Origin of the sequence: Bacillus cereus group sp. MYBK245-2 (assembly GCF_051916145.1) — a bacterium.
Classification (GTDB): Bacteria; Bacillota; Bacilli; order Bacillales; family Bacillaceae_G; genus Bacillus_A; species Bacillus_A pacificus.
Genome location: NZ_JBQAGB010000020.1, coordinates 1 through 23,115, shown reverse-complemented (window position 1 = coordinate 23,115; position 23,115 = coordinate 1). Strand labels below are relative to the sequence as shown.

Genomic DNA, 23,115 nt, shown 5'->3' with positions numbered 1-23,115 from the left:
TCAATTTGAAAATGATAATCACGACACAAATTGATTATGGTTTCATTCAGTTTATAATCGTATAATACTTTATCTAGTCAAAAAAATAAACTAGTTTTTTTTATTTTTTTTGTAAATTATTTTTCCATCAATCATAGTTAGTACAGGCTTGGCTAAATAATGGAAAGGATGATGGGTCCAGAGCACAAGATCGGCGTCTTTTCCAGTCTCAATGCTTCCAATTCTATCCTCTAAACGTAAATTTCGCGCTGGAAATATAGTGATTCCTTCTAGTGCAGTTTTTTCGTCTAATCCTTCCCTTACTGCGACAGCAGCACAAACATTTAAATATTGAATGGGTGTATAGGGGTGATCTGTTGTGATGGAAACTTCCACTCCATTTTTTGATAATATATGGTAAGTATCCCATGTTTTATTTTTTAGTTCGATTTTAGAACGGCGTGTAAGCGTGGGGCCAACTGAAACCTTCAAATTGTGTTTTGAAAGCTCTTCAACAATAAAGTGTCCTTCTGTACAATGTTCAATACGTAAATCAAGATTGAACTCTGTTGCAAAGCGTAGAGCAGAACTAATATCATCTGCTCGGTGAGCGTGGATACGTACGGGTATTTCACGGCGTAATGCTTTTAAGATAGGAAGCATTCGAAAATCAGCTTCATGCCCGTAGTGCTGTGCTTCATAGAATGATTCCCGAAGTAATCCCATAATTCCCATACGCGTAATGGACTCTTTTGTGCCATTACTATGGACCTTTTTAGGATTTTCTCCAAAGGCAATCTTTAAGCCAGCAGGCTCTTGAATAATCATATGATCAATACAAGTTCCAGCTGTTTTTATTACACAAGTCGTACCACCGATAATGTTTTGACTTCCTGGCATAACGTGAACAGTTGTGATTCCATTTTGTACCGCATCTTGAAATGCAATATCAAAAGGGTGAATTCCGTCCAAAGAACGGATATGTGGTGTTGAAACTTCAGATGTTTCATTTGCGTCATTGCCAGCCCAACCAGTACCTTCATCATAGAGACCAAGATGGGTATGGACATCAATAAATCCAGGTAAGAGATGAAGAGCACGTGCGTCTATAACTGTCATATCTTGAGTAGGTTGAATGGAAGGCTTGACCTCAGCAATTTTTTCTCCTGTAACGAGTACATCCCCTTGAAATTTTTGGGATGTAATAGGATAGACAATGGCTTGTTTGAGCAATATTTTCATAGGTACCTCATTTCTGTTACTTTATAATGTTAATGGAATGTAAAGGAAAGTAACTGAAAGATTATTTGTGTAATAATGCTCCGGATGCTAGAAAATGAAAGTTTTGAAAGGGCCTCCTGTAAAACTGTGTTTTAGAAGTACTACATTGTATGCGAAAGTATATTTTGTAATGCATGGTCTATTGACGGAAATGCGTATTGATATCCATGCTCAATTGCTTTACTAGGCAATACATGTTGCCCTTCTAGTACAAGTATGCTCATTTCACCAAGTAAAGCGTGAAGCATAAATGAAGGGACAGGTAACCAATGAGGTTTTTTTATTATAGTTGCAATGATTTCTCCAAATTCCTTCATTCTTATAGGCTCGGGAGCTGTAATGTTAAGAGGTCCATCAATTTCTTCTTTGTGTATGATGAAATCAATCATGCAAGCGACATCATCTATATGAATCCATGATAACCATTGGTTTCCAGACCCGACTGTACCTCCGATATAAAATTGATAGGGAAGTAGCATCTTTGGAAGAGCTCCTCCGTCTGGCCCTAATACGACTCCGAATCTTGCGTAGATTGTTCGTATTCCGAGAGAACGTGCTTTAGATGCTTCTTGTTCCCATGAATATACTGTATTTGCTAAAAAGTCATTTCCAGGAGTCGCATGCTGTTCTGTAAAAGACTCAGTTTCAGACGTTCCGTAGTATCCAATTGCGCTTGCGTTAATAAATGTGTGTGGTTTTGTAGGGAGTGCCTGCAATTGTTTAATGAGTCCTTTTGTTGTTTGAATTCTACTGTTTAAAATGACTTTCTTTTGTTTCTTTGTCCATCTACTATTAATAGACTCTCCAGCTAGATTAATAACTACATCAATAGAAGAGAGGGGGAAGGTTCGTAAATCTGGTGTCCATTGTACATACTGAAGGTTAGGATCGGAAGTTTCAGCAGTTTTTTTTCGCGAGAGAATGTAAACAGTATATCCTTTTTGAATAAAAAAAGTAGAAAGGTATTTACCGATAAAGCCGGTACCACCAGAAATTGCGATTTTCACAATTATTTCCTCCTCATTATATATATTCTTGAAAAGCAAAAACGTTCCTTGACTATGTTAAAATAATAGAGAGGTGAGAGTATGGCTGTCATTACAAAAATAGAAGTGCAAAAACGATCGAAAGAACGGTTTAATATTTATATCGATAAAGGTAAAGGTGAAGAATACGGATTTAGTGTGAATGAAGTAATCTTAATAAAACACGGATTACAAAAGGGCTTAGAAATTGATGAAATAGCGTTAGGAAATATTTTGTACAATGAAGAGGTACAAAAAGCATATTTACAAGCAATTTCCTATTTATCCTATCAAATGAGAACGAAACTAGAAATAGAAGATTTTTTACGAAAAAAAGAAGTGGGACAAGCCATCATCTCTGAAGTCGTTTCGAAATTATTACATGACCGATATATTAATGATAAAGAGTATGCTATTTTATATACGAGAACACAAAGTAATGTGAATCGAAAAGGTCCAACGGTTATTAAAAGAGAGTTGTTAAATAAAGGTGTTCAGGATCTAATTATTACGCATAGTTTACAAGAATATCCGAAGGAAAAGCAAATTGAGAATGCTTTAATTCTTATAGAAAAGAAAAAGAAATCTTATCAAAAGCATTCCTTTTTACAAATGAAGCTAAAGTTAGACGAAATGCTTGTTCGTAAAGGATATTCTAGAGATGTGATTCAAATTTGTTTGGAAGAATTGAAAGACGAAAAAGATGACGAAAAGCAACAAGAAGCGTTACACTATCATGGGAATAAATATTATGAGAAATATAAGAAGTATGATGGATGGACATTTGAAAATAAGATGAAACAAGCGTTATATCGTAAAGGATTCTCTATTGATGAGATAGAGATATTTTTACAAATGAAACGCGAAGAGGGATGAGGGAACAAAATGAATATGCCAAAACGCTACAGTGAAATGACACCATATGAGCTAAGGGAAGAAATTGGGGTTTTGAAAGAGCAAGCGATAAAAGCTGAGCAACTTGGAATTGTAAATGAGTTCGATGTATTAATGCGAAAGATAGCAATGGCTCGCGCTTATATGACTGACATAAACAAATTCCATATCGGTGAGACATATGAATTAGTAGAAGAACCTGGTATATTATTTGAAATTACGTATTTCAATGGGGTATTTGCTTGGGGACATAAGCAAAATGATAATGAAGAGATTGGAATACCGATTTCTTTATTGCAAGAAAAATAAAAACCAGAGAGCGAATATCTCTCTGGTTTTCATCTTTGGTAGGCGTTACAGGAGATAGGAGATTCTAAAATTGGCGTTTTTTACATTCATTCGCCAATATAATGAGAGACTGGGTTTGTTGCGTCTGTCCGTTAACTTGCGCTTTTGCATGTTTCGGACGAGTCCACGTATGGTTAAATAATTCAGAACGACTATCTAAGCGATCACGGTAGCTCATCTTTATCACCTCGTGTAGGAAGTTAAGTTACTTTGTTACTACTCTTCCTGCTGATTTGCAGCACGCATACGTTCTTGTGGGTGCGTGTTAATTGTGCCGTTAGGTCGTTTCGAAGCGAAGCGTGATTTCGCTTTCGGTTGACCGTCGATTTTGCTGTTGTTTTTTGACTCAGACCAAAATTCGGCTTGTTTACCCATTGCGAACGCCCTCCTCATCATCAGTTGATACCTCTTGAAGAAGTATCAATTATAGAATGTGCAAAATAGAAGAAACTATCCTTTAGAAATGAAGGGATAATTAGGTAAAGGAGACTAGAACATGAATGATATTTATGAAGCATTAACGAAAGAACTATTAGACAAAAATGACAAGCTTTCTTACGCGCAAGCTCGTGCGTGGGTTGAATTACTATGGGAAGATTTTCAAACGACTTATGCGAAATCAGGTCGTTATCAAGGAGAAGAAATGACCGAACAAGTGGTGCGATCATGGATTAATAATCATGGAGGACGCCTTCATGAAATGCGTACAAATAATCCGAAATATAGCCATCTAATCAATCAAGAAGATCATTTGAAACATTAAAAAAAGCGACTGAAGTCGCTTTTTTTAATGTGGAAGTAACTCAAGTTTTTTTCGAAGTTTTTCTTCACTAAAAATCCATCCTGTATAGGAACTAATAATATTTAAATTATGATCGAGTTGAACGATCGCAACGAATGGATAATAGTCTTTACTGCGATATCGCAAATCAATGAATCGAACTTCATAATAATGATCATAATCGAAAATGTCCCAGCGATATACAGGGGAGAAAGATAAAAATGCTGAGATGTTTTCATCTTGTTTAGCTGCGTGCATAATAGCATTATCTGGGAACGGTACCCGATCGAACTTATCATAAATCATGATGTTACCGCGATGCCATCTAGCAACGTAGTAATAATCGGTTGTAACGACTGCTAAATGATAATGATAAAATCGATAAGAAGGAGAAATGATTATCTTCTCAACATTTTTGAAACGTTTTTGTACAACGCTTCTTATATTTCTATGCATCATAATCCGTCCGATGTAGTAAACAATCATTAATATATACGCAGCTAAGGCAGTATATCCTTTATGGGAACCTACGAGCATACAAGCAATTGCGAGTATATGGATAAAGAAAATGACGGTATCAAATGTATTAATGATGCCGAGCGCTATCCATTTTTTTGTGAAGGGCCGTAATGCTTGTGTACCGTAGGCATTAAAAATATCTACAAAGACATGAAGAAAGACGGCAATAAAGGACCAAAGTAGTAGATGCAAATATGGAGCGTCTGAAAAGAAGGCGAAAGAGATGCCACTTATAAGGAAAGACCAAAGAATCACTGCAGGAATGGAATGAGTAATCCCACGATGATTTCTTATATATTTAGCGTTATTACGCAATTTTAAAACTGTATCGATGTCAGGAATATTGGAGCCGGCAATTGTAGCAAGCATAACTGCTTGTGGCCCAATATCACTTTGTGCTATGGCTGGATCTAACGTGGCCAAACTGCCTAGAGTAACGCCCATAACAAGGTGAGTGGCTGTGTCCATAGAAATCCACCTCCGTTTTTTATTAATGTAACTCTTTTTATTCGATACCTCAAGTCCTTTGCCTTCTATTTCCTATGTCATCTTACTTAAATTTTTTCCTAAAATCTTTATAATAGTACTTATATGCAAAAAAATGAGGGGGACCAAGTTTGACACTTGAAATATTAAATAATTTTAACATAGAGCAGTTTCAAAATGATTTAATTGGTTGGTTTGAAAAAGAGCAACGCGACTTACCGTGGCGTAAAAATAAAGATCCATACCGTGTTTGGGTTTCGGAAATTATGTTGCAGCAAACTAGGGTAGAAGCTGTAAAACCATATTACGCAAATTTCATGGGGAAGTTTCCTACTCTAGAAGCTTTGGCAAATGCTGATGATGAAGAAGTGTTAAAAGCATGGGAAGGTTTAGGGTATTATTCTAGAGCGCGAAATTTACATGCAGCCGTAAAAGAAGTAAAAGAAGTATATGGCGGGATTGTGCCAAGTGATGTAAAGAAGATTGAGAAATTAAAGGGAGTCGGTCCCTATACAAAAGGTGCTATTTTAAGTATCGCATATGGTATACCAGAGCCGGCAGTTGACGGAAATGTTATGCGTGTATTATCTCGCATTTTATCAGTATGGGATGACATTGCAAAACCGAAAACGAGAAAAGTGTTTGAAGAGATTGTGCGTGAAATTATTTCGGCTGAAAATCCATCTTATTTTAATCAAGGTTTGATGGAATTAGGAGCACTGATTTGTATTCCTAAAAATCCAGCATGCTTACTTTGTCCTGTACGTGAGCATTGCAGGGGATATGCTGAAGGTGTTCAAAAGGAATTACCAGTAAAAAGTAAAGCGAAAGCCCCTACGATGGTACCGATTGTTGCAGGAGTACTTCAAACAGAAGATGGTCGTTACGTCATTAATAAACGTCCAAGTACCGGTTTATTAGCCAATATGTGGGAGTTTCCGAATATTGAACTTGGCGAAGGGATTCGTAATCAGAAGGAACAGCTTATAGATTATATGAAAGAAAAATTTGAGCTTTCGATTTCTATTGAAGAATACGCAATGAATGTACAACATACTTTTACACATCGCACTTGGGATATATTCGTATTTTACGGAAAAGTAACTGGCGACATTGTTGAAACAGATACATTGAAAATTGTATCGAAAGAAGCATTTGAGCAATTACCTTTCTCTAAATCGCATCGTACGATTTATGAGAGTTGTGTTGAGAAAATTACAATGCAATAAAGTGAAACTTTAATCAGTGGGGGTTTTCTTCATCCCCCACTGATTATTAGCCGTCACCAATCGGACTTTAATGGGCAGCCCGCCCCCCCACCTAACTTCTTTGCTTTCGCTGCATTTTGAGGTGGGGGTCTTACTGTCCATTAAAGCGGGATAAACAAAAAAGTGTTCCCTAGATTGGGAACACTTTTTTAATCGTAAGAAATTTTTGTCCCATGAGTCCAACTAGCATCACCCTCTTGTAAGCCACCTCTTGATTCAATTTCTATTACAATTTCTTTGTAGATACTTTGACCTTCTGTATTTAAATACGGCAGAATCTGTTGTAATGAATGATGAAAATAAGCTAATTCATCTTCTTTCCACTCATTTTTTGAAATCATCGTTAGTTCAGTCATATCGCGTCCTATATACATATTTCCACCTCCATTTTCTATAGTTTGAATGAGTGACAAGAGATATATACGGAGATTAAAAAAAGAAAATCACGGATAGCTTCTAAGTGAATTGGTTACATTATTGGTTGTGGAGGTGAGAAAGATGAGTAAAAAACAACAAGGTTATAACAAGGCAACTTCTGGTGCTAGCATTCAAAGTACAAATGCTAGTTATGGTACAGAGTTTTCAACTGAAACAGATGTGCAAGCGGTAAAACAAGCAAACGCACAATCAGAAGCAAAGAAAGCACAAGCTTCTGGTGCACAAAGTGCAAACGCTAGTTATGGTACTGAATTTGCAACTGAAACAGACGTGCATGCTGTGAAAAAACAAAATGCACAATCAGCTGCAAAACAATCACAATCTTCTAGTTCAAATCAGTAATGAAAGAAAAACACTTCTCTAATTCGGGAGAAGTGTTTTCTTTGTGCTTTGGTCATGGTAATGAAAATAAAACGAACGACATAACTTCTAATAAGTCAACAAATGTAGTCAAAGGAGAAGGAAGTTAAAGATTAGAAATATGTAATGAGGAAATAATAACTGATAAATAAATCCAAAAGGGGGTAAGTAATGAACGATTTTGATAAGTTGGTAGGAGAGCAATTGGAAACGATGGATGAGTTGTTGAAGTTACAAGCTCACCTAGAGAAGTATCAGCAAATTGAAATGAGCGAAAAGGATACGTGCGATAAAAAGGAATTACATTTTATTCGCCAAGAAATATATAGAACAGAATTAGCACTTAAGTTATTACATGAGAAATTTGAAGAGCAAACAAATAGTGTGATTCAATCTTTTGAAACTGAAAAAATGATTTCAAATTTAGGATAAGATATATTGTTGCCTTTAGGTGAAAGGTCCTTCTGTACATGGAAATGAGGAAGGACTTTTTTTGTCCCACTTTAATGGGCAGTAAGACCCCCACTGATTAAAGTTTCACTTTATTCTCCGTTCCTCGTTTGGCCCCGCTCCCTAAGAAAGACTATGGATATGGTATTCAGTGTGAAACATAGAGTCTTATTGCTTTAGTTTTAAAATTTCGACAAAAAAGTTATAATAGAAAAAAAGTGAATGCAGTTCAAAGGGCATTTGCAGTTGAAGGAAGGGAGCATATATGGGATTTCCCAAAGAAGGAGAAAAAGTACAAATACATAGTTATAAACATAATGGCTCCATTCATAGAATGTGGGAAGAGACAACGATTTTAAAAGGGACACAAAGTCTTGTGATCGGAGCAAATGATCGTACAGTAGTGACAGAATCAGATGGCCGAACATGGATTACTCGTGAACCAGCAATTTGTTATTTTCATGCAAACTACTGGTTTAATGTGATTGGAATGTTAAGGGAAGAGGGCGTATATTATTATTGTAATTTAAGCTCACCTTTTGCATATGATTCTGAAGCGTTAAAGTATATTGATTATGATTTAGATATTAAAGTGTATCCAGATATGACATATACACTTTTAGATGAAGATGAATATGAAAAACATAGTCAAATTATGCAATATCCACCTGTAATTGATACGATTTTAAAACGAAATGTAGCACAACTAACACAATGGATTCATCAAAGAAAAGGGCCATTCGCACCAGACTTTGTAGATATGTGGTATGAGAGATATTTAATGTACAGAAATTAAAACAAACCTGCAGGGGATTTCCCCGCAGGTTTGTCCTATTAGAGGGGGGATTATGTGCAAGGTATAAAAAGATATTTGCAATTTGTTAAACCATATCGATGGCTTATTGCTATTACGATTATGATTGGTCTAGTTAAATTCGGCATCCCGCTCATTATGCCGTGGTTATTAAAGTATATTATTGATGATGTTATTCAGGGCGGAGGGTCATTTCAAGATAAGACGTCCCAACTAGTAACAGCGATTGGGATTGCTTTTTTTATTTTTGCAGTGTTAAGACCGCCGATTGAATATTATCGTCAATATTTTGCGCAGCGTATCGCAAATACAATACTATATGATTTGCGAAAACATATTTTTGGCCATTTACAAAAGTTGAGTTTACGTTATTATTCGAATACAAAAACAGGGGAGATTATTTCACGTGTCATTCATGATGTAGAACAAACGAAGGATTTTGTAATTACTGGTTTGATGAATGTTTGGTTAGATACGGCAACAATTGCTATTGCTATTATTGTTATGTTTTCTATGAATATAAAATTGACATTTGTTGCGCTATTAATTTTACCTATTTATGTAGTGGCAGTGAAATATTTTTTCGGGCGTCTTCGAAAATTGACGAAAGAGCGTTCACAAGCGTTAGCAACGATGCAAGGGTATTTACATGAACGTATTCAAGGGATGCAAGTGACACGTAGCTTTGCATTAGAAGAGTATGAAGGGAAGCAATTTGAAAAAAGAAATAATGAATTTTTGACGAAAGCGTTAACGCATACGAGTTGGACGGCGAGAACATTTTCGGCAGTAAATACGTTAACAGACTTAGGGCCGCTACTCGTGATCGGTTTTGCAGCGTATGAAGTGATTCAGGGGCAGTTAACATTAGGAACTATGGTTGCCTTTGTTGGATATATGGATAGTTTGTATAGTCCACTTCGCCGCCTTGTTAATTCCTCTACGACATTAACACAGTCTTTCGCATCGATGGATCGAGTGTTTGAACTGTTGGATGAAAAATATGATATTGTGAATGTCCCAAGTGCGATACAAACGAAAAAATTAAATGGTGAAGTGATATTTGATAATGTATCTTTTCGTTACAATTCGGATGAAAAAGAGGTATTACATAACCTTTCGTTAACTATGTTGCCAGGAGAGAAGGTAGCACTTGTAGGAGCGAGTGGGGGAGGGAAGTCATCTCTTGCTAGTTTAATCCCGCGTTTCTATGATGTCTCTTCAGGCGCAGTTTATGTAGATGGGATAGATGTTAGAAAGTATGATATGAGAAATTTACGTAGTCATATTGGAATTGTACTGCAAGATAATTTGTTATTTAGCGATACAATCGGGGCAAATATTTTATATGGGAATCCGAAAGCTACAGAGGAAGAAGTAATTGCAGCTGCCAAAGCTGCGCAAATTCATGATTTTATTATTGAGTTACCTGATGGTTATGATACTGTCGTCGGGGAACGCGGTGTGAAGTTATCTGGTGGGCAAAGGCAACGTGTAGCGATTGCACGCGTGTTTTTAAAGAATCCATCGTTACTTATATTAGATGAGGCGACTTCCGCTTTGGATTTAGAAAATGAACGATATATTCAAGAGGCGCTTCAAACGTTAGCTGCTGATCGAACGACGATCATAATTGCGCATCGATTGGCGACGATTACGCATGTGGATACGATTATTTACATTGAAGATGGTGAAATTAAAGAAACAGGTTCTCATGAAGAATTAATGAAAAAAAGAGGTTTTTATTACAATTTATATCAACTTCAACATATAACAGAAACAGCTCCTTTAGCGTAAAAGGAGCTGTTTTTTATTCGTCTTCTTTTTTATCGTCGATTTTGAGTTCTGCTTCTGGTTTATGGTATGTGTAGAAGCTATCCACAAGTAAATCTAAATGCTCTACTTCTTCACTATAGTTAATAATAGCAGAAATAAGAGGGAAGAGATGTAGCCATGTTTTATATGCTTCCTCATCATCCTTGTTTTGATATTCCATAAAGATATCAATTAATTCCTGTTTACCTGTTTCAACTTCATCAAGCATTTCAACAGATTGTTGTTTTTTTGCTTTACCAATAAATTTTAATAAAACTTGTTCATGATAATGTGTTAATGAATCAAGTTCATTCTGAATAGATTCCTGGAATTCTTCTGGCATATAGCGCAGTTCGTTTTCAGTACGATGTAATGATTTTAATGTACTTAAAGCACGACTTGTCGTCGCTAACATTTGTCTGAATAAAACAAGCTTACGAATTTTTGCGAACTTTACTTTTTTCGTATAGCTTCTTTCTTCTTTATACAGCAAATAGTAATGGTTTAGTTTGATCATTTTTTCTTTCATACGATCAATATCAGTTTTTAATGTTGTAAAATCAGAAGCTTGCCTGCTATTCATTCGAATCCATTTTACAATTTCTTCTGTATTATCAACGATGCGATGATATAACTTTGTTTCGTATTTTGGCGGCATAAACACTAAATTTACAAGTGAAGCCGCAATAATTCCAACCATAATCGTCGCAAATCGAAGTAAGGCAAAACTAAAGAAATCTTCACCTTGATACTCCATAATAGCGATAACTGTTACTAAAGCAATTGATATTGTGTTTTCTAATCGTAATTGCAATGTAAGAGCAATTACTAATATACATGTTAATCCAATAATAAAAGGATTATGTCCAAAAGCAGTAGCGAATGCGATAGCGAATACCGCACCAATGACGTTTGCTTGAATTTGTTCAAGTGCAGTTAAATACGAACGGTATACAGACGGTTGAACAGCGAAGATAGCTGAGATTCCCGCAAATACTGGACTCGGTAAGTTAAGTAAAATACAAGCAAATAAAGCTAATGTGATGGCAATACCCGTTTTTAAAATGCGAGCACCAAGTTTCATACCCTTAATAAGATCCTTTCTCTTGTCATAATGAATGTACAACATGATACTATACATTCATTACAATATGTTAGCAAGTGATATTTTAGTGACGTTAATAAGAAATTAAGATTCATTTTATACTTTTTCCTAATTCTTTTTAAACATCAATTTTTAGTAAAAAAACCTGCTGAATTTCAGCAGGTTTCAAATTGTTACTATAGATTACTATGAGAAGTGTACTTCGTCAATTTTTTTCTTGAAGATGAAAAATAGGCATATCACTCTGTTGAGATAGATGGATCAGCCTGCTCTTTTTTCGGGATGATTTCAAAAAACTGTTGCGGCATATCATCGAGTAACGGTGTCAATAAAGCAACTTCCTCGTATTGCTCATGTTCATTTAATACACGGATATAATCTAGTAATAACTCGGTCACATCTTGCACACCATTTTTACTAAGTGGTTGTAATGTAACATTTGCTCCTTTTGCGATTCTTCTTTTTAAGGCCTGTTCTGTTAAACCTAAGCTTGAATCATGGCGTAAATAAACAACACCGCCAGTCATACCAGCGCAAATCCATGGACCAGGATCCCCTAAAACAAGAGCGCGCCCATTTGTCATATATTCAAAAGCGAAACCTTTAATATTAGAGTATGCTCCTATATTCCCTTGCTCTTTTTCACGGAGTGGCTTTATCATGCGTCCGCCAATTATCATGTCTGCTCCAGAGAGGCGAATGCCAGCGCGAGCATCAGCGTTACCTTGAACGTATAGCGCCCCTTTTTGTGCACCGTATCCAAAACCTTTTCCGACAGAACCGTTATAATATAGACCATCTTTTCCTTTTGCTTTCGTTATATAAATACCACCACCAAAGGAGGTTTTACCAATACCATCTTGTGCGCCGCCATTTACGTGTATAAATAAGTTCTCACTATTGTAAGCACCTAATCCATTTCCAGGAATCGAGCCATTCGTATACTTTAATGTAAGTGGTTCAAGCTTCGTGTCTTCATATAATTTACTACGAACGCGATAACAAGATTCTAGACCACCCATAACGCGTTGTTCTACGCCAACGCCCACTAATTCTTTTGAATGGGGGGAATGAATTGTTTCAAATTGTTTTTCTAGTACGTGTTCTGTTTTTGTACTAGATGGATGTTCTATCGTTTGTAGTAAATTACATAAGTTTAATAAATTTTTGCCTCGAACTTGTTTTAATAAATCGGAACGCCCGACAATTTCTTGTAAATTTGTATAGCCGAGATTTCCTGTTAATCGTTTTAGTTCTTCGCCAAAAGTAGTGAATAAATGTAATAATCCAGCCACGGCGCTTTCTAATTCACGCGGGACGAAGCGGCGTAATCCGTGTTCTTTCGCTTGAGCTTCAGATTCAATCTGTGTTGCAATTCCAACGTGACAAGTATCTAGATGACATCCGCGGCAAGTTGTACAGCCGATTGCAATCATGGATAATGTACCAAATCCAATGCGGTTTGCTCCAAGGAGCATAATTTTCAAGGCATCATTCACACTTCGAATACCACCATCAGCCCAAATTTCTACTTTATGTCTCATATTTGCTTCTAATAAAGCATTGTGAGCGGCTTTCACACCAATTTCTACAGGAAGCCCTACATGTTGCAATGCGTGAATACGTGCAGCTCCTGTACCACCATCAAATCCGCTAATGTTAATAAAATCAGCACCAGCTTTTGCGATACCAACAGCAATTGTTCCAATGTTAGGGACGACAGGGACTTTTACAGCTACTTTCGCAAGCTGATTAGCCGTTTTAATTTCTGTAATCATTTGAGCTAAATCTTCAATGGAATAAATATCATGGTTGTTAGAAGGTGAAATTAAATCAGAGCCAATTGTAGCATTACGCGCTTCGGCGATTTTGGCTGTTACTTTTGAACCTGGCAAATGTCCGCCTTCACCAGGCTTGGCACCTTGCCCAATTTTTATTTCAATTAAGTTTGATGAATTGAGTAGTTCGGCGTTTACGCCAAATCGTCCGGACGCGATTTGTTGTCCACGTGTATGTGGATATTTTCCAATCATATCTTTAATTTCGCCGCCTTCACCGTTCAAACTAATCATATTTAGCTGATCGGCTGCTTCTGCATATGCACGAAAGGCAATTTCATTTTGAGAACCGAATGACATGGAACTAATAATAAATGGTAAATCATGATTTTGAATACTGATGGACACTTCTTCAGCCGGAACGACATGTTTTGTTTCTTTCGTTTGAACAAGATGTCTAATTGCGATTGGGTTATTTTCTTCTAATTCACTTAATTTTTCACGGTAATCATCATAAGAGTTTCCCTTTGCAACATCGCCGATTGCTTTCCAAATTCGCGGGAATATATGAAAAGATTTTCGCATTCTAACTTTAGGATTGTTATAATCGTTAGCTCGCATTTGTGCATCTTCAGCAAGTGATTCAAGAGAAAAAGCTAAATCATTTGAACCTAAGAAATTTGTAATTTGCAATATATTTGCGATTTCTTCATGTAACCCGATAGAAGAATAGAGGCGACCGTAACCACGCAATTCATGAATTCCAATTGTTGAAATGACTTTTTCCAGTCCTTTATTAAGTGCATGATATAAATTCGTAATTGGTGTTTTTGTCCCATCATTTACGGTTGCAAATAGTAAATATGGATTGATACTATCTGCTCCTAATCCATACAGTGTGACGATATCGTGTAAGGAGCGAAGGGCACCAGAACGTATAACGAGAGAGCAGTTTCGGCGTAATTTATTTTGGTTTAATACTTGATGTACTTTCGCGGTAACTAAATGCGGATCAATCCATAATCGTCCATTTAGGTGAGCATCAGCATCGTCTATTAATAATAGGGAAGCTCCATCGTTCACGGCTGTTATCGCTTCAGAACTAATTCGACTTAAGGCACATTGTAAAGTTTCTGCCTGACTGAATGTAGCAGAGATTGTAGCGATAGAGCTATGAGTATTGAATAGTTGTATAAGTTGCTCGTACGTAATTGTGTGTAATTCTTCTACAATAGATTGTGCTACACTTCCTTCTAAAATGATTGGGGAAAGCATCTCAACTACAAATGGCTGTTTAGCACCAGCCAATAAACTTGGACGTTTGCCAAGTATCGTTCGTGTGGAGAAGTGTTCAACTTCTCGATCGCGATCGATTGCTGGATTTGTAACGACAGCTACACTTTCCTTAATGAAGTCAGCGATATTTCGTCTATCAGTATCGAGTGCAGCGAGTGGTGAGTCATGCCCAAGTGAGCGAATTGGCTCAACGCCTTTTGTTGCCATCTGTTCAAGAAGCTGAATATGTTCACGATCCCATCCGAAAGCAACGTATTGTTTTGTTTCAACTTGCATAGAATCACATAATCCTTGGATTTCTTTCGTTTCAGGAGTAGATAAGTTTAAATGATAATCTTTAGTATTCACTCGTTTTTTAAAACGGTCATATACTTGAGCTTGGTATTTGTCATATTCATAAAGAACAAGCTCATCTTGTTCATTCCACTTTAGTCCGACTTTTTCCCCTGGAGCGAGTGGTTTTGGTTCTGCTACATATTCAGTTGGTGATACAACTCCAGGTTCAGAAGAGAAAATATAAGAGCTTTCTGTCTCTACTTTCCATACTGGTCGTAGCCCAAGGGAATCCACGCTGAAAACAGCTTCATCTTTATAACGTGAAATAATGCCAGCTGGACCTTGTGCAAAATGGCCCCATGCTTCACGTATATACGTATATAAATCTTGTAAATGTGGTTCATAAAGTTTAATTTCATTAATAATTGGCGGGAATAGTATATCCATTGCTTCAAATAAACTGTAGTTGTATTGAACAAGTAGAGTTTCTAAGGTGCGGTTTAAATCTTGGGAGTCACTGCCCCCAGCAGTAAGTGGAACGTGAATCATTTCAGCTTGATCGCGTAATTTTGCAATTGTGTTAATTTCACCATTATGTCCGAGGATACTAAATGGTTGTACACGAAAGAAGTTAGATAATGTATTAGTAGAATAGCGATTGTGTCCTAGTGTCATAGTTGAAGCAATAAGTGGGTGTTGTAAATCATTGTAATAGGCAACAAGTGTATCACCAGCACCGAGAACTTTATATACAACGTGATCACGACTTAAGGAAGCAACATGAATCGCTTCATTTTCTTCTATTTTTATCGTTACTGTAAATAATGTTTGCTCAATATTTGTAACTTCATTTTCTGCGATAAGAGCAACTTGCCAAAATAAAGGTTCTTCTTGTTTACCAAGTGGACCGAGTGCATCGGAGTTTATTACATCATCACTTTCGAAAAGAATTGCAAAGTTTTCGTTGTTTAGTTGTGTACGAATATGATTTTTTAAATTAACTATATTTTCGTTTTTGTTTAGAAAAAAATGTCCAACGATAAAGTGGGGATGATCCACGATCGTTGGATTATATCCGCTACTTTTTAATTTTTCATTCCAAAGTGCTTTTGGTACATCAATGTGAATACCGATTCCATCACCTTCGCCATTAATGAAACCAGCTCTATGATTCATTTTGACGAGCGATTGTATGCAAAGGTCAATATTTTCTTTTGTAGGAATTTTTCGTTTCTCCATAACGGAAACGATTCCACACGCATCGTGTTCTGCATTTTTGTAATCTCGAAATAAAGACGGTGTCCATGTGTTTGTTTTATTGAGCATCCGTCAATCCCCCCTCTTATGAAAGTTTGAATAATCTTACTATTCGAGGCGTGAGCAGCCTTGTATACAAAGATAGTAAGGATATAAAATAAAATTAAACAGATAATTATGAATAATTATACTATTAATAAGGGATTTATGAAATAGAAAAAAGGAAAAAAGAAAGGTGTGCTTTCTTTTTTCCTTTTAATGACGGGATTATTTATTGTTTGCTAAAGCGGCAAATGCTCTACCTACAGCTTCAATTGTATATTCAATATCTTCTTTTGTATGTTCTGTCGTTAAGAACCATGCCTCGTATTTAGAAGGTGCTAAGTTAATTCCTTCTTGCAGCATAAGTTTGAAGAATTTACCGAACATTTCTCCGTCTGTATCTTGTGCTGCATCGTAATCTTCAATTGTATTTGTTGTGAAGTATACAGTTAAAGCGCCTTTTAGGCGGTTTAATGTAATATCGATATTATGTTTTTCAGCCTGTTCTAAAATTCCTTTTTCAAGCATTGCACCAAGTTCATCTAATTTTTCATAAAGCCCTTCTTGTTGAAGAACTTCTAGACAAGCAATACCAGATGCCATAGAAGCAGGATTTCCTGCCATTGTACCAGCTTGATATGCAGGTCCAAGAGGGGCAACTTGTTCCATAATTTCTTTCTTACCACCGTAAGCACCGATTGGAAGTCCGCCGCCAATAACTTTACCAAGCGCTGTTAAGTCTGGTGTTACGCCAAGTAAGTCTTGAGCACCACCGTACATGAAGCGGAAAGCAGTAATAACTTCATCATAAATTACTAGTGCACCAGCTTCGTGAACAAGTTCATTCACTTTCTCAAGGAAGCCAGGTTTTGGTTCTACAATACCGAAGTTTCCAACGATTGGTTCTACAAGAATAGCTGCTACTTCATGTCCCCATTTATCTAATGCTTCTTTTAAAGTTTCTACATTATTAAATGGAACGGTAATAACTTCTTGAGCGATACTTTGTGGTACACCCGCTGAGTCAGGAGTTCCTAGTGTAGAAGGACCAGATCCAGCTGCTACAAGTACTAAATCAGAATGACCGTGGTAACAACCAGCGAATTTCATAATTTTTGTGCGGCCTGTGTAAGCGCGAGCGACACGAATTGTTGTCATTACAGCTTCAGTACCAGAGTTTACGAAGCGGACTTTATCTAATGCAGGCATTGCTTCTTTTAACATTTTTGCAAATTTTACTTCTAGCGCTGTTGGAGTTCCGTAAAGTACACCATTTTCAGCAGCTGTTGTAATTGCTTTTGTAATGTGCGGGTGAGCATGTCCAGTAATAATAGGACCGTATGCTGCTAAATAATCGATATATTTATTTCCGTCTACATCCCAGAAATAAGCACCTTTTCCACGTTCCATAGCAACAGGAGCGCCGCCACCAACTGCTTTAAAAGAACGAGAAGGACTATTAACACCGCCAACGATATGTTCTAAAGCTTCTTTATGTAATGCTTCTGATTTTGTGAATTTCACTACCATTCATCTCCTTACAAAAATCTATGTATTATTCTAACATGTTTTTCGAAAAGACGTATTGTTTGTGATAGAGAAGGCAGTTGGGTAAACTATTCGTTGTGACATTTAGGAAGGGGGTCCGGTTATGAAATCGGTAATTGAGGTACAAGGGTTACGTAAAGAATTTACAGCCTATTCAAGTCGTCCAGGTTTAAAGGGTGCATTTCGCGATTTATTGAATCGTAATTATAAAATAGTACCAGCAGTAAATGATGTATCTTTTACTGTGAAACAAGGTGAAATGGTTGGATATATCGGTGAGAATGGTGCTGGTAAATCAACGACAATTAAAATGCTTACGGGGATTTTGACTCCGACATCAGGAGACATTTTAGTAAACGGGATGAATCCGCATAAGCAGAGGGAAGAATTTGTAAGAACGATTGGTGTTGTTTTCGGGCAACGCTCACAGCTTTGGTGGGATATTGCCGTACAAGAATCGTTTCGTTTATTAAAAAAAGTGTACGGTGTATCAGACGCTCAGTATAAAGAACATATGGAGCACGTGATCGAAACGTTAGATATTGGTCCTTTATTAGATAAGCCAGTTCGAAAGCTATCTTTAGGTCAAAGAATGCGTTGTGAATTAGCGGCAGCATTAATTCATAATCCGCCGTTATTATTTTTAGATGAACCAACAATTGGGTTAGATGTACTTGTGAAATTGAAAATACGTGAATTTTTAAAAGAAATGAATGAACGTTATAAAACAACGATTTTATTAACAACTCATGATATTACTGATATTGAAGCTTTATGTGAGCGCGTTATCATGCTGGATGAAGGCAATATTATGTATGACGGTTCTTTAAATAATCTTCGTACGCAGTGGGGAGCAGAGAAAGAAATACATTTTCAGTTTGTCGCACCAGTTTCCTATCAGGCTTTATCAATGGTTATGCCAGATAGTCATGTCGTTTGGTCGAAAGCGAAAGAGGAAAACGCGTGGATTGCCAAAATCCCGAATGAAGAAGTTATTATTTCAATGCTTATTTCTAAAGTGGTACAAGCCTTTCAAATTAAAGATTTAAAAATTAATGAAGTGTCTACAGAGGAAATTATTCGTAACATTTATGAAGAAGGTATTAAACATGGGTAAGTACATTGAAATGATTCGAATTCGCTTTTTAATGATGCTTGCGTATCGTACAAACTACTATAGCGGGATTTTAATTTATACAATTAATATCGGCGCATATTATTTTTTGTGGCAAGCAATTTATAGCGGAAAAGAGAATATTGAAAGTTTATCTATTTCGCAAATGACTACGTATATCGCAATTGCGTGGATGGCACGTGCTTTTTATTTTAATAATATAGACAGGGAAATTGCGATGGAGATTCAAGAAGGACGTGTAGCGGTAGAACTGATACGTCCATATAACTATTTAGGGATGAAAGTGATGCAAGGTCTTGGTGAAGGAATATTTCGCTTTGCCTTCTTTTCAATTCCGGGTATGGTCATCGTTACCTTATTATTTTCATTGCAAATTACAACGAACTTTCAAACGTGGTTATATTTCTTCTTATCTTTAATATTTAGTTTTATTATTAATACACAAATTAATTTAATGACGGGAATGCTCACATTCTTCTTATTTAATAATAGCGGAATTATGTATGCAAAACGTGTTGTTATTGATTTGTTTTCAGGTCTATTATTACCAATTAGTTTTTATCCGTTATGGGCCCAAAAGGCAATGATGTTTTTACCGTTTCAGGCTATTAGTTATATTCCGAGTATGATTTTCTCAGAAGGTATACAAGGAAGTAAATTGTATGAGGCATTATTATTCCAAGTAATTTGGGCCATTGTACTTATTATTCCGATTGTACTCATGTGGAGAACGGCGAGAAAACGTCTAATTGTACAAGGGGGATGATGAGATGATATATATAAAACTATTTTTGCAATATGCAAGTCAATATATAAAAACAAAATTGGAGTATCGGGGCGATTTTATCGTTGGGTTACTTTCTGATTTATCACTACAGGCTGTTAATTTAATCTTTATTCTTGTTGTGTTTGGACATACGCAAGCATTAAAAGGTTGGAGTAGAGAAGAAGTCATCTTTATTTATGGTTTCTTTTTAGTGCCGTTTGCCATTTTCTCAGCTTTCTTTAACATATGGGACTTTAATGATCGTTACATTATTAAAGGAGAAATGGATCGCATATTAACGAGACCGATTCATAGTTTATTTCAAATTATATTAGAGAGAATGGAGCTTGAATCTTTAATTGGAGCGATTACGGGAATGATTGTAATGGGCTACGCAGCAGTGGAGTTGCAATTATCTTTTTACTGGTACGATATCTTCTTATTCTTGTTGATGGTAGGAGGGGGCGCACTTGTATACGGAGGGATATTTGTTACGCTTGCAAGCCTTGGTTTTTGGTCGGACGCGAAAAGTTCGATTATGCCGCTAATGTATAACATAGGGAATTATGGCCGCTATCCTGTTAATATTTATAACCGTGTGATTCGCTTTATTTTAACGTTTGTCCTACCATTTGCGTTTGTCGGAGTGTATCCAGCAGCGTACTTTTTAAGGAAAACAGAGTGGAATAGCTATGCATTTGCAACACCGCTCGTTGGTGTTATCTGTTTTACGATTGCAATTACTCTTTGGAATCAAGGGGTAAAAAGGTACCGTGGTGCAGGGAATTAATTATAAAAGCTTGTTCGTTTCTAAGGGATAAATCTAATGGCTGTCTCATACATATAAAATGAGGTGGAGGACATGTTATGGGGATTTATTCTATTAATTGCAGCAATTGCTATTTTGAGGAGTGTCCAATTATTATGGAGTTCCTATTCGGATTCAACGCGTTTTTTTTCGCTGTATAATTTAGCTACATTATTTTTGATTTATACAACAGTATTGATTGCATTTGGATTAAGTTACGTTGTATTAGAGGAAATGGGTTTTGCAGTTTTGAAAGAGGATGGAGAAAGCTTAAACGCTCACTCTTTTCAACTGGTTGAAATTTGTTTGTATTTTAGCGCAGTTACTTTATTGTCTGTTGGATATGGTGACATATCTCCGATTGGAATTGGGCGGTGGATTGCGATTGGAGAAGCGCTAATTGGATATACATTACCGTTTGCTTTTGTAATGAGGTCTGTAATAGACAATGAAAAATAAGGAAGCATTTGTTATAGTAAAAGAAAAGAGTAGGAGTGATAACAATGATCACGGTAGGAGAAATGGCTCCAGAATTTACATTAGAGGGAAGTAACGGGGAACAAGTTCGCTTAGCTGATTTTCGTGGTAAAAATGTAGTTCTATATTTTTATCCGAAAGATATGACTCCAGGGTGTACAACTGAAGCATGTGATTTTCGAGATGCATATGGATTATTTCAAGAGAAGGACACAGTTATTCTTGGTGTAAGTCCTGATTCAGCGAACAGACATCTGAAGTTCATTGAGAAGCATGAACTTCCATTTGTACTTTTAGTAGATGAAGATCATAAGGTAGCGGAATTGTATGATGTTTGGAAGTTGAAAAAGAACTTTGGGAAAGAGTACATGGGAATTGAGCGCTCTACATTCCTTATTAATAAAGACGGTGAGCTTGTAAAAGAGTGGCGTAAAGTGAAAGTGAAGGGACATGTTGAAGATGTTCTTTCTTATATAAAGTAAATCCATTGTGGAGATAAAATATATAGAAGTAAGGCGAGTGTCTATACATATTTTATTGTCTTACATAAAGTGAAGTGTAGGGCATACCTCCTCAGATGATAGTATTCCAAGTGCGATTATGTCGCACTTTTTTCTATTGTAAATGCATAAAAAATAGGGAAAGATACATAAGAATAAGGCTATATACAAAAATAAACCACATACTTATAGTAGAAATATTGACGATTTATAAGAAAAGGAGTACACTCTTTATAAGAATTATAAAATAATAATCCGTATAGAATCGGGGTGCATGACGGTGGTCAAAGAAGAATTAAAAGAAGCGCTAGAAATGCTGAAAAATACGGGTGTACGCATTACTCCACAGCGTCATGCTATTTTAGAGTACCTTGTGGAATCTATGACGCACCCAACAGCGGATGAAATTTATAAAGCATTAGAAGGTAAGTTTCCAAATATGAGTGTTGCAACTGTCTATAATAACTTGCGTGTATTTAAAGAGGTTGGACTTGTAAAGGAATTAACTTATGGAGACGCTTCAAGTAGATTTGATTATGTTACAAGTCAACATTATCATGTGATTTGTGAAAAATGTGGTAAGATTGTTGATTTTCCTTATGGAGGTTTGGAACAGCTTGAAGAGGAAGCTGCGAAAACGACAGGCTTCGTTATTAATAGTCATCGCTTAGAAATTTATGGCGTTTGTCCAGAGTGTCATAAGGCGTAATATATAATAAAGAAAGAGGTTGACGGCTTTACGTCAACCTCTTTCTTTATTATATATGGGAATTACATTAGGTTCAGAATGATTTAAAATGTTCAGTGGAGGATTTAATTAAGGATAAATACAAAAGGTGATTTCTTGGTTAAGAAATCACCTTTTCATGTTTAGTTTTGTAAGGATGCATTGTCTCCGTATATACTTATGACTTATAGCTCTTCTTATTATATTTTTCATCAAATTCTTTTCCTTCTAGATTTCGATCCATTGTTAAAGGTTGGTTGCAATGCATACATGCGTCGACACGACCGAGCATTTTTGTAGGTTTATCGCAGCTTGGACAAATAATTTGTACGGTTTTAGTAGATAACATACCAATCCAAAAGTAAACGACAGTACTAGCGATAACAGCTAAAAAGCCAACCATCATAAATGTTGTCATAATAATAATGTTCTCACGAAAAAAGACTCCTAAGTATGCAATAAAGAGACCGATAAATACTAAACTTAATGCAAAGGTCCGGATTTTATTGATTTTGTTCGAATATTTAATGCCCATTCTCACCACGCTCCTATAATAATAATATAACATAAAATTTAGAATTTTCACTCGTCTAAAAATGTGATAGAGTGATAAGATATGAAATGTGGAGTAGGATGAAGGGAAGCTATAATGGCTTTTGGAACATGATTTTAAAGTTTTAACGGGATGTGAAATTTTTTTATGAAAAGTATTGACCCTTTATGTACTGCATGATATATTAATAACCGTCGCTGATGCAGAAACGCAGAAAACGACAAAAAGAAATTAAAAAACTTAGTTGACATCAAAAAACGAAAGTGTTAACATAAGGAAGTCGCAAATGAGCGACCAAGTAGTTCTTTGAAAACTGAACGAAACAAACAACGTGAAACGTCAATTTTTATTTTATGATGCTAGACAAACTAACTTTATTGGAGAGTTTG

The 23,115-nt window shown here is 36.2% G+C and carries 24 protein-coding genes; 14 read left to right on the top strand and 10 right to left on the bottom strand.

The window, feature by feature from the left end:
• Positions 1 to 90: 90 nt before the first annotated feature.
• Together ACTFRN_RS24365 and ACTFRN_RS24360 are read right to left on the bottom strand one after the other, a co-directional pair.
• Positions 91 to 1,221, bottom strand: a complete 1,131-nt coding sequence (locus tag ACTFRN_RS24365; protein ID WP_000698310.1) for an amidohydrolase — start codon at positions 1,219 to 1,221, stop codon at positions 91 to 93.
• A gap of 140 nt (positions 1,222 to 1,361) precedes the next feature.
• Entirely contained in the window at positions 1,362 to 2,267 is a 906-nt protein-coding gene (locus ACTFRN_RS24360; protein WP_088106207.1) for a TIGR01777 family oxidoreductase, read from the bottom strand.
• An 81-nt stretch (positions 2,268 to 2,348) separates the two neighbouring features.
• Here ACTFRN_RS24360 and recX point away from each other — a divergent pair, with 81 nt between their 5' ends.
• Together recX and ACTFRN_RS24350 are read left to right on the top strand one after the other, a co-directional pair.
• Complete coding sequence (recX, locus tag ACTFRN_RS24355) at positions 2,349 to 3,161, top strand: recombination regulator RecX (protein ID WP_000268499.1); 813 nt, start codon at positions 2,349 to 2,351, stop codon at positions 3,159 to 3,161.
• Between the two features lie 9 nt (positions 3,162 to 3,170).
• Entirely contained in the window at positions 3,171 to 3,488 is a 318-nt protein-coding gene (locus ACTFRN_RS24350) for a YfhH family protein (protein WP_001057035.1), read from the top strand.
• A 64-nt stretch (positions 3,489 to 3,552) separates the two neighbouring features.
• Here ACTFRN_RS24350 and ACTFRN_RS24345 read toward each other — a convergent pair whose 3' ends face one another.
• A complete protein-coding gene (locus ACTFRN_RS24345; RefSeq protein ID WP_000122093.1) occupies positions 3,553 to 3,705 on the bottom strand; it encodes a YpzG family protein in 153 nt (50 codons plus the stop codon).
• A gap of 38 nt (positions 3,706 to 3,743) precedes the next feature.
• Positions 3,744 to 3,902, bottom strand: a complete 159-nt coding sequence (locus ACTFRN_RS24340) for a small, acid-soluble spore protein K (RefSeq protein ID WP_000517891.1) — start codon at positions 3,900 to 3,902, stop codon at positions 3,744 to 3,746.
• A 121-nt stretch (positions 3,903 to 4,023) separates the two neighbouring features.
• Between ACTFRN_RS24340 and ACTFRN_RS24335 the strand changes: the two genes are divergently transcribed.
• On the top strand, positions 4,024 to 4,290 hold the full coding sequence (locus tag ACTFRN_RS24335; protein WP_000998157.1) for a YfhJ family protein: 267 nt from the start codon (positions 4,024 to 4,026) through the stop codon (positions 4,288 to 4,290).
• Positions 4,291 to 4,314: 24 nt separating this feature from the next.
• On the opposite strand, the gene ACTFRN_RS24330 is transcribed toward ACTFRN_RS24335, so the two are convergent.
• A complete protein-coding gene (locus tag ACTFRN_RS24330) occupies positions 4,315 to 5,295 on the bottom strand; it encodes a metal-dependent hydrolase (protein WP_000379121.1) in 981 nt (326 codons plus the stop codon).
• A gap of 149 nt (positions 5,296 to 5,444) precedes the next feature.
• Here ACTFRN_RS24330 and mutY point away from each other — a divergent pair, with 149 nt between their 5' ends.
• Positions 5,445 to 6,542, top strand: coding sequence for an A/G-specific adenine glycosylase (gene mutY, locus ACTFRN_RS24325; RefSeq protein ID WP_000171402.1), 1,098 nt, complete (start codon positions 5,445 to 5,447; stop codon positions 6,540 to 6,542).
• Positions 6,543 to 6,730: 188 nt separating this feature from the next.
• Here mutY and ACTFRN_RS24320 read toward each other — a convergent pair whose 3' ends face one another.
• Positions 6,731 to 6,955 carry a hypothetical protein gene (locus ACTFRN_RS24320; protein WP_000275435.1) on the bottom strand — a complete coding sequence of 75 codons (225 nt, stop codon included), beginning with the start codon at positions 6,953 to 6,955 and terminating at the stop codon, positions 6,731 to 6,733.
• A gap of 124 nt (positions 6,956 to 7,079) precedes the next feature.
• Between ACTFRN_RS24320 and ACTFRN_RS24315 the strand changes: the two genes are divergently transcribed.
• From ACTFRN_RS24315 to ACTFRN_RS24300, 4 genes are all read left to right on the top strand, one after another.
• Positions 7,080 to 7,361, top strand: a complete 282-nt coding sequence (locus ACTFRN_RS24315; RefSeq protein ID WP_000039045.1) for a gamma-type small acid-soluble spore protein — start codon at positions 7,080 to 7,082, stop codon at positions 7,359 to 7,361.
• A gap of 189 nt (positions 7,362 to 7,550) precedes the next feature.
• A complete protein-coding gene (locus ACTFRN_RS24310; RefSeq protein WP_000997582.1) occupies positions 7,551 to 7,811 on the top strand; it encodes a YgaB family protein in 261 nt (86 codons plus the stop codon).
• 283 nt (positions 7,812 to 8,094) lie between these two features.
• Complete coding sequence (gene ntdP, locus ACTFRN_RS24305) at positions 8,095 to 8,625, top strand: nucleoside tri-diphosphate phosphatase (RefSeq protein ID WP_000506628.1); 531 nt, start codon at positions 8,095 to 8,097, stop codon at positions 8,623 to 8,625.
• A gap of 54 nt (positions 8,626 to 8,679) precedes the next feature.
• A complete protein-coding gene (locus tag ACTFRN_RS24300; RefSeq protein WP_088106208.1) occupies positions 8,680 to 10,440 on the top strand; it encodes an ABC transporter ATP-binding protein in 1,761 nt (586 codons plus the stop codon).
• Between the two features lie 13 nt (positions 10,441 to 10,453).
• Here ACTFRN_RS24300 and ACTFRN_RS24295 read toward each other — a convergent pair whose 3' ends face one another.
• The 3 genes from ACTFRN_RS24295 to hemL form a co-directional block, all read right to left on the bottom strand.
• Positions 10,454 to 11,542 carry an aromatic acid exporter family protein gene (locus tag ACTFRN_RS24295; RefSeq protein WP_000765784.1) on the bottom strand — a complete coding sequence of 363 codons (1,089 nt, stop codon included), beginning with the start codon at positions 11,540 to 11,542 and terminating at the stop codon, positions 10,454 to 10,456.
• Between the two features lie 260 nt (positions 11,543 to 11,802).
• Entirely contained in the window at positions 11,803 to 16,239 is a 4,437-nt protein-coding gene (locus ACTFRN_RS24290) for a glutamate synthase-related protein (RefSeq protein ID WP_088106209.1), read from the bottom strand.
• Between the two features lie 198 nt (positions 16,240 to 16,437).
• The gene (gene hemL / locus ACTFRN_RS24285) at positions 16,438 to 17,742 is read right to left on the bottom strand and encodes a glutamate-1-semialdehyde-2,1-aminomutase (protein ID WP_000260535.1); all 1,305 of its coding nucleotides are present in this window, start codon (positions 17,740 to 17,742) and stop codon (positions 16,438 to 16,440) included.
• Positions 17,743 to 17,863: 121 nt separating this feature from the next.
• Between hemL and ACTFRN_RS24280 the strand changes: the two genes are divergently transcribed.
• The 6 genes from ACTFRN_RS24280 to perR all read left to right on the top strand — a co-directional run bounded on the left by ACTFRN_RS24280 (position 17,864) and on the right by perR (position 22,155).
• Positions 17,864 to 18,877: an ABC transporter ATP-binding protein gene (locus ACTFRN_RS24280; protein WP_000843645.1), complete on the top strand. Its 1,014-nt coding sequence runs from the start codon at positions 17,864 to 17,866 to the stop codon at positions 18,875 to 18,877.
• Positions 18,870 to 19,661 (top strand): ABC transporter permease, encoded by a 792-nt coding sequence (locus ACTFRN_RS24275; RefSeq protein ID WP_000521517.1) that lies wholly within the window; start codon positions 18,870 to 18,872, stop codon positions 19,659 to 19,661. Before ACTFRN_RS24280 ends, ACTFRN_RS24275 begins: the two co-directional genes overlap by 8 nt.
• A gap of 4 nt (positions 19,662 to 19,665) precedes the next feature.
• Entirely contained in the window at positions 19,666 to 20,451 is a 786-nt protein-coding gene (locus tag ACTFRN_RS24270) for an ABC transporter permease (RefSeq protein ID WP_000639354.1), read from the top strand.
• Positions 20,452 to 20,523: 72 nt separating this feature from the next.
• Positions 20,524 to 20,928 carry a potassium channel family protein gene (locus tag ACTFRN_RS24265; protein WP_000964350.1) on the top strand — a complete coding sequence of 135 codons (405 nt, stop codon included), beginning with the start codon at positions 20,524 to 20,526 and terminating at the stop codon, positions 20,926 to 20,928.
• 44 nt (positions 20,929 to 20,972) lie between these two features.
• Positions 20,973 to 21,428, top strand: a complete 456-nt coding sequence (gene bcp / locus ACTFRN_RS24260) for a thioredoxin-dependent thiol peroxidase (protein WP_000633721.1) — start codon at positions 20,973 to 20,975, stop codon at positions 21,426 to 21,428.
• A gap of 298 nt (positions 21,429 to 21,726) precedes the next feature.
• On the top strand, positions 21,727 to 22,155 hold the full coding sequence (gene perR / locus ACTFRN_RS24255; RefSeq protein WP_000237834.1) for a peroxide-responsive transcriptional repressor PerR: 429 nt from the start codon (positions 21,727 to 21,729) through the stop codon (positions 22,153 to 22,155).
• Between the two features lie 196 nt (positions 22,156 to 22,351).
• Here the strand turns inward: perR and ACTFRN_RS24250 are convergent, their stop codons facing one another.
• Positions 22,352 to 22,708 carry a YgzB family protein gene (locus ACTFRN_RS24250; RefSeq protein WP_000511742.1) on the bottom strand — a complete coding sequence of 119 codons (357 nt, stop codon included), beginning with the start codon at positions 22,706 to 22,708 and terminating at the stop codon, positions 22,352 to 22,354.
• Positions 22,709 to 23,115: the final 407 nt, after the last annotated feature.

Coding starts and splice junctions, on each gene's coding strand:
- ACTFRN_RS24345 (WP_000122093.1), bottom strand. CDS start 3,705: ATGAGCTACCGTGATCGCTTAGATAGTCGTTCTGAATTATTTAACCAT.
- ACTFRN_RS24365 (WP_000698310.1), bottom strand. CDS start 1,221: ATGAAAATATTGCTCAAACAAGCCATTGTCTATCCTATTACATCCCAA.
- ACTFRN_RS24270 (WP_000639354.1), top strand. CDS start 19,666: ATGATATATATAAAACTATTTTTGCAATATGCAAGTCAATATATAAAA.
- ACTFRN_RS24275 (WP_000521517.1), top strand. CDS start 18,870: ATGGGTAAGTACATTGAAATGATTCGAATTCGCTTTTTAATGATGCTT.
- ACTFRN_RS24265 (WP_000964350.1), top strand. CDS start 20,524: ATGTTATGGGGATTTATTCTATTAATTGCAGCAATTGCTATTTTGAGG.
- ACTFRN_RS24250 (WP_000511742.1), bottom strand. CDS start 22,708: ATGGGCATTAAATATTCGAACAAAATCAATAAAATCCGGACCTTTGCA.
- hemL (WP_000260535.1), bottom strand. CDS start 17,742: ATGGTAGTGAAATTCACAAAATCAGAAGCATTACATAAAGAAGCTTTA.
- ACTFRN_RS24330 (WP_000379121.1), bottom strand. CDS start 5,295: ATGGACACAGCCACTCACCTTGTTATGGGCGTTACTCTAGGCAGTTTG.
- ACTFRN_RS24320 (WP_000275435.1), bottom strand. CDS start 6,955: ATGTATATAGGACGCGATATGACTGAACTAACGATGATTTCAAAAAAT.
- ACTFRN_RS24315 (WP_000039045.1), top strand. CDS start 7,080: ATGAGTAAAAAACAACAAGGTTATAACAAGGCAACTTCTGGTGCTAGC.
- ACTFRN_RS24310 (WP_000997582.1), top strand. CDS start 7,551: ATGAACGATTTTGATAAGTTGGTAGGAGAGCAATTGGAAACGATGGAT.
- ACTFRN_RS24350 (WP_001057035.1), top strand. CDS start 3,171: ATGAATATGCCAAAACGCTACAGTGAAATGACACCATATGAGCTAAGG.
- ACTFRN_RS24335 (WP_000998157.1), top strand. CDS start 4,024: ATGAATGATATTTATGAAGCATTAACGAAAGAACTATTAGACAAAAAT.
- bcp (WP_000633721.1), top strand. CDS start 20,973: ATGATCACGGTAGGAGAAATGGCTCCAGAATTTACATTAGAGGGAAGT.
- recX (WP_000268499.1), top strand. CDS start 2,349: ATGGCTGTCATTACAAAAATAGAAGTGCAAAAACGATCGAAAGAACGG.
- ntdP (WP_000506628.1), top strand. CDS start 8,095: ATGGGATTTCCCAAAGAAGGAGAAAAAGTACAAATACATAGTTATAAA.
- ACTFRN_RS24340 (WP_000517891.1), bottom strand. CDS start 3,902: ATGGGTAAACAAGCCGAATTTTGGTCTGAGTCAAAAAACAACAGCAAA.
- ACTFRN_RS24295 (WP_000765784.1), bottom strand. CDS start 11,542: ATGAAACTTGGTGCTCGCATTTTAAAAACGGGTATTGCCATCACATTA.
- ACTFRN_RS24280 (WP_000843645.1), top strand. CDS start 17,864: ATGAAATCGGTAATTGAGGTACAAGGGTTACGTAAAGAATTTACAGCC.
- ACTFRN_RS24290 (WP_088106209.1), bottom strand. CDS start 16,239: ATGCTCAATAAAACAAACACATGGACACCGTCTTTATTTCGAGATTAC.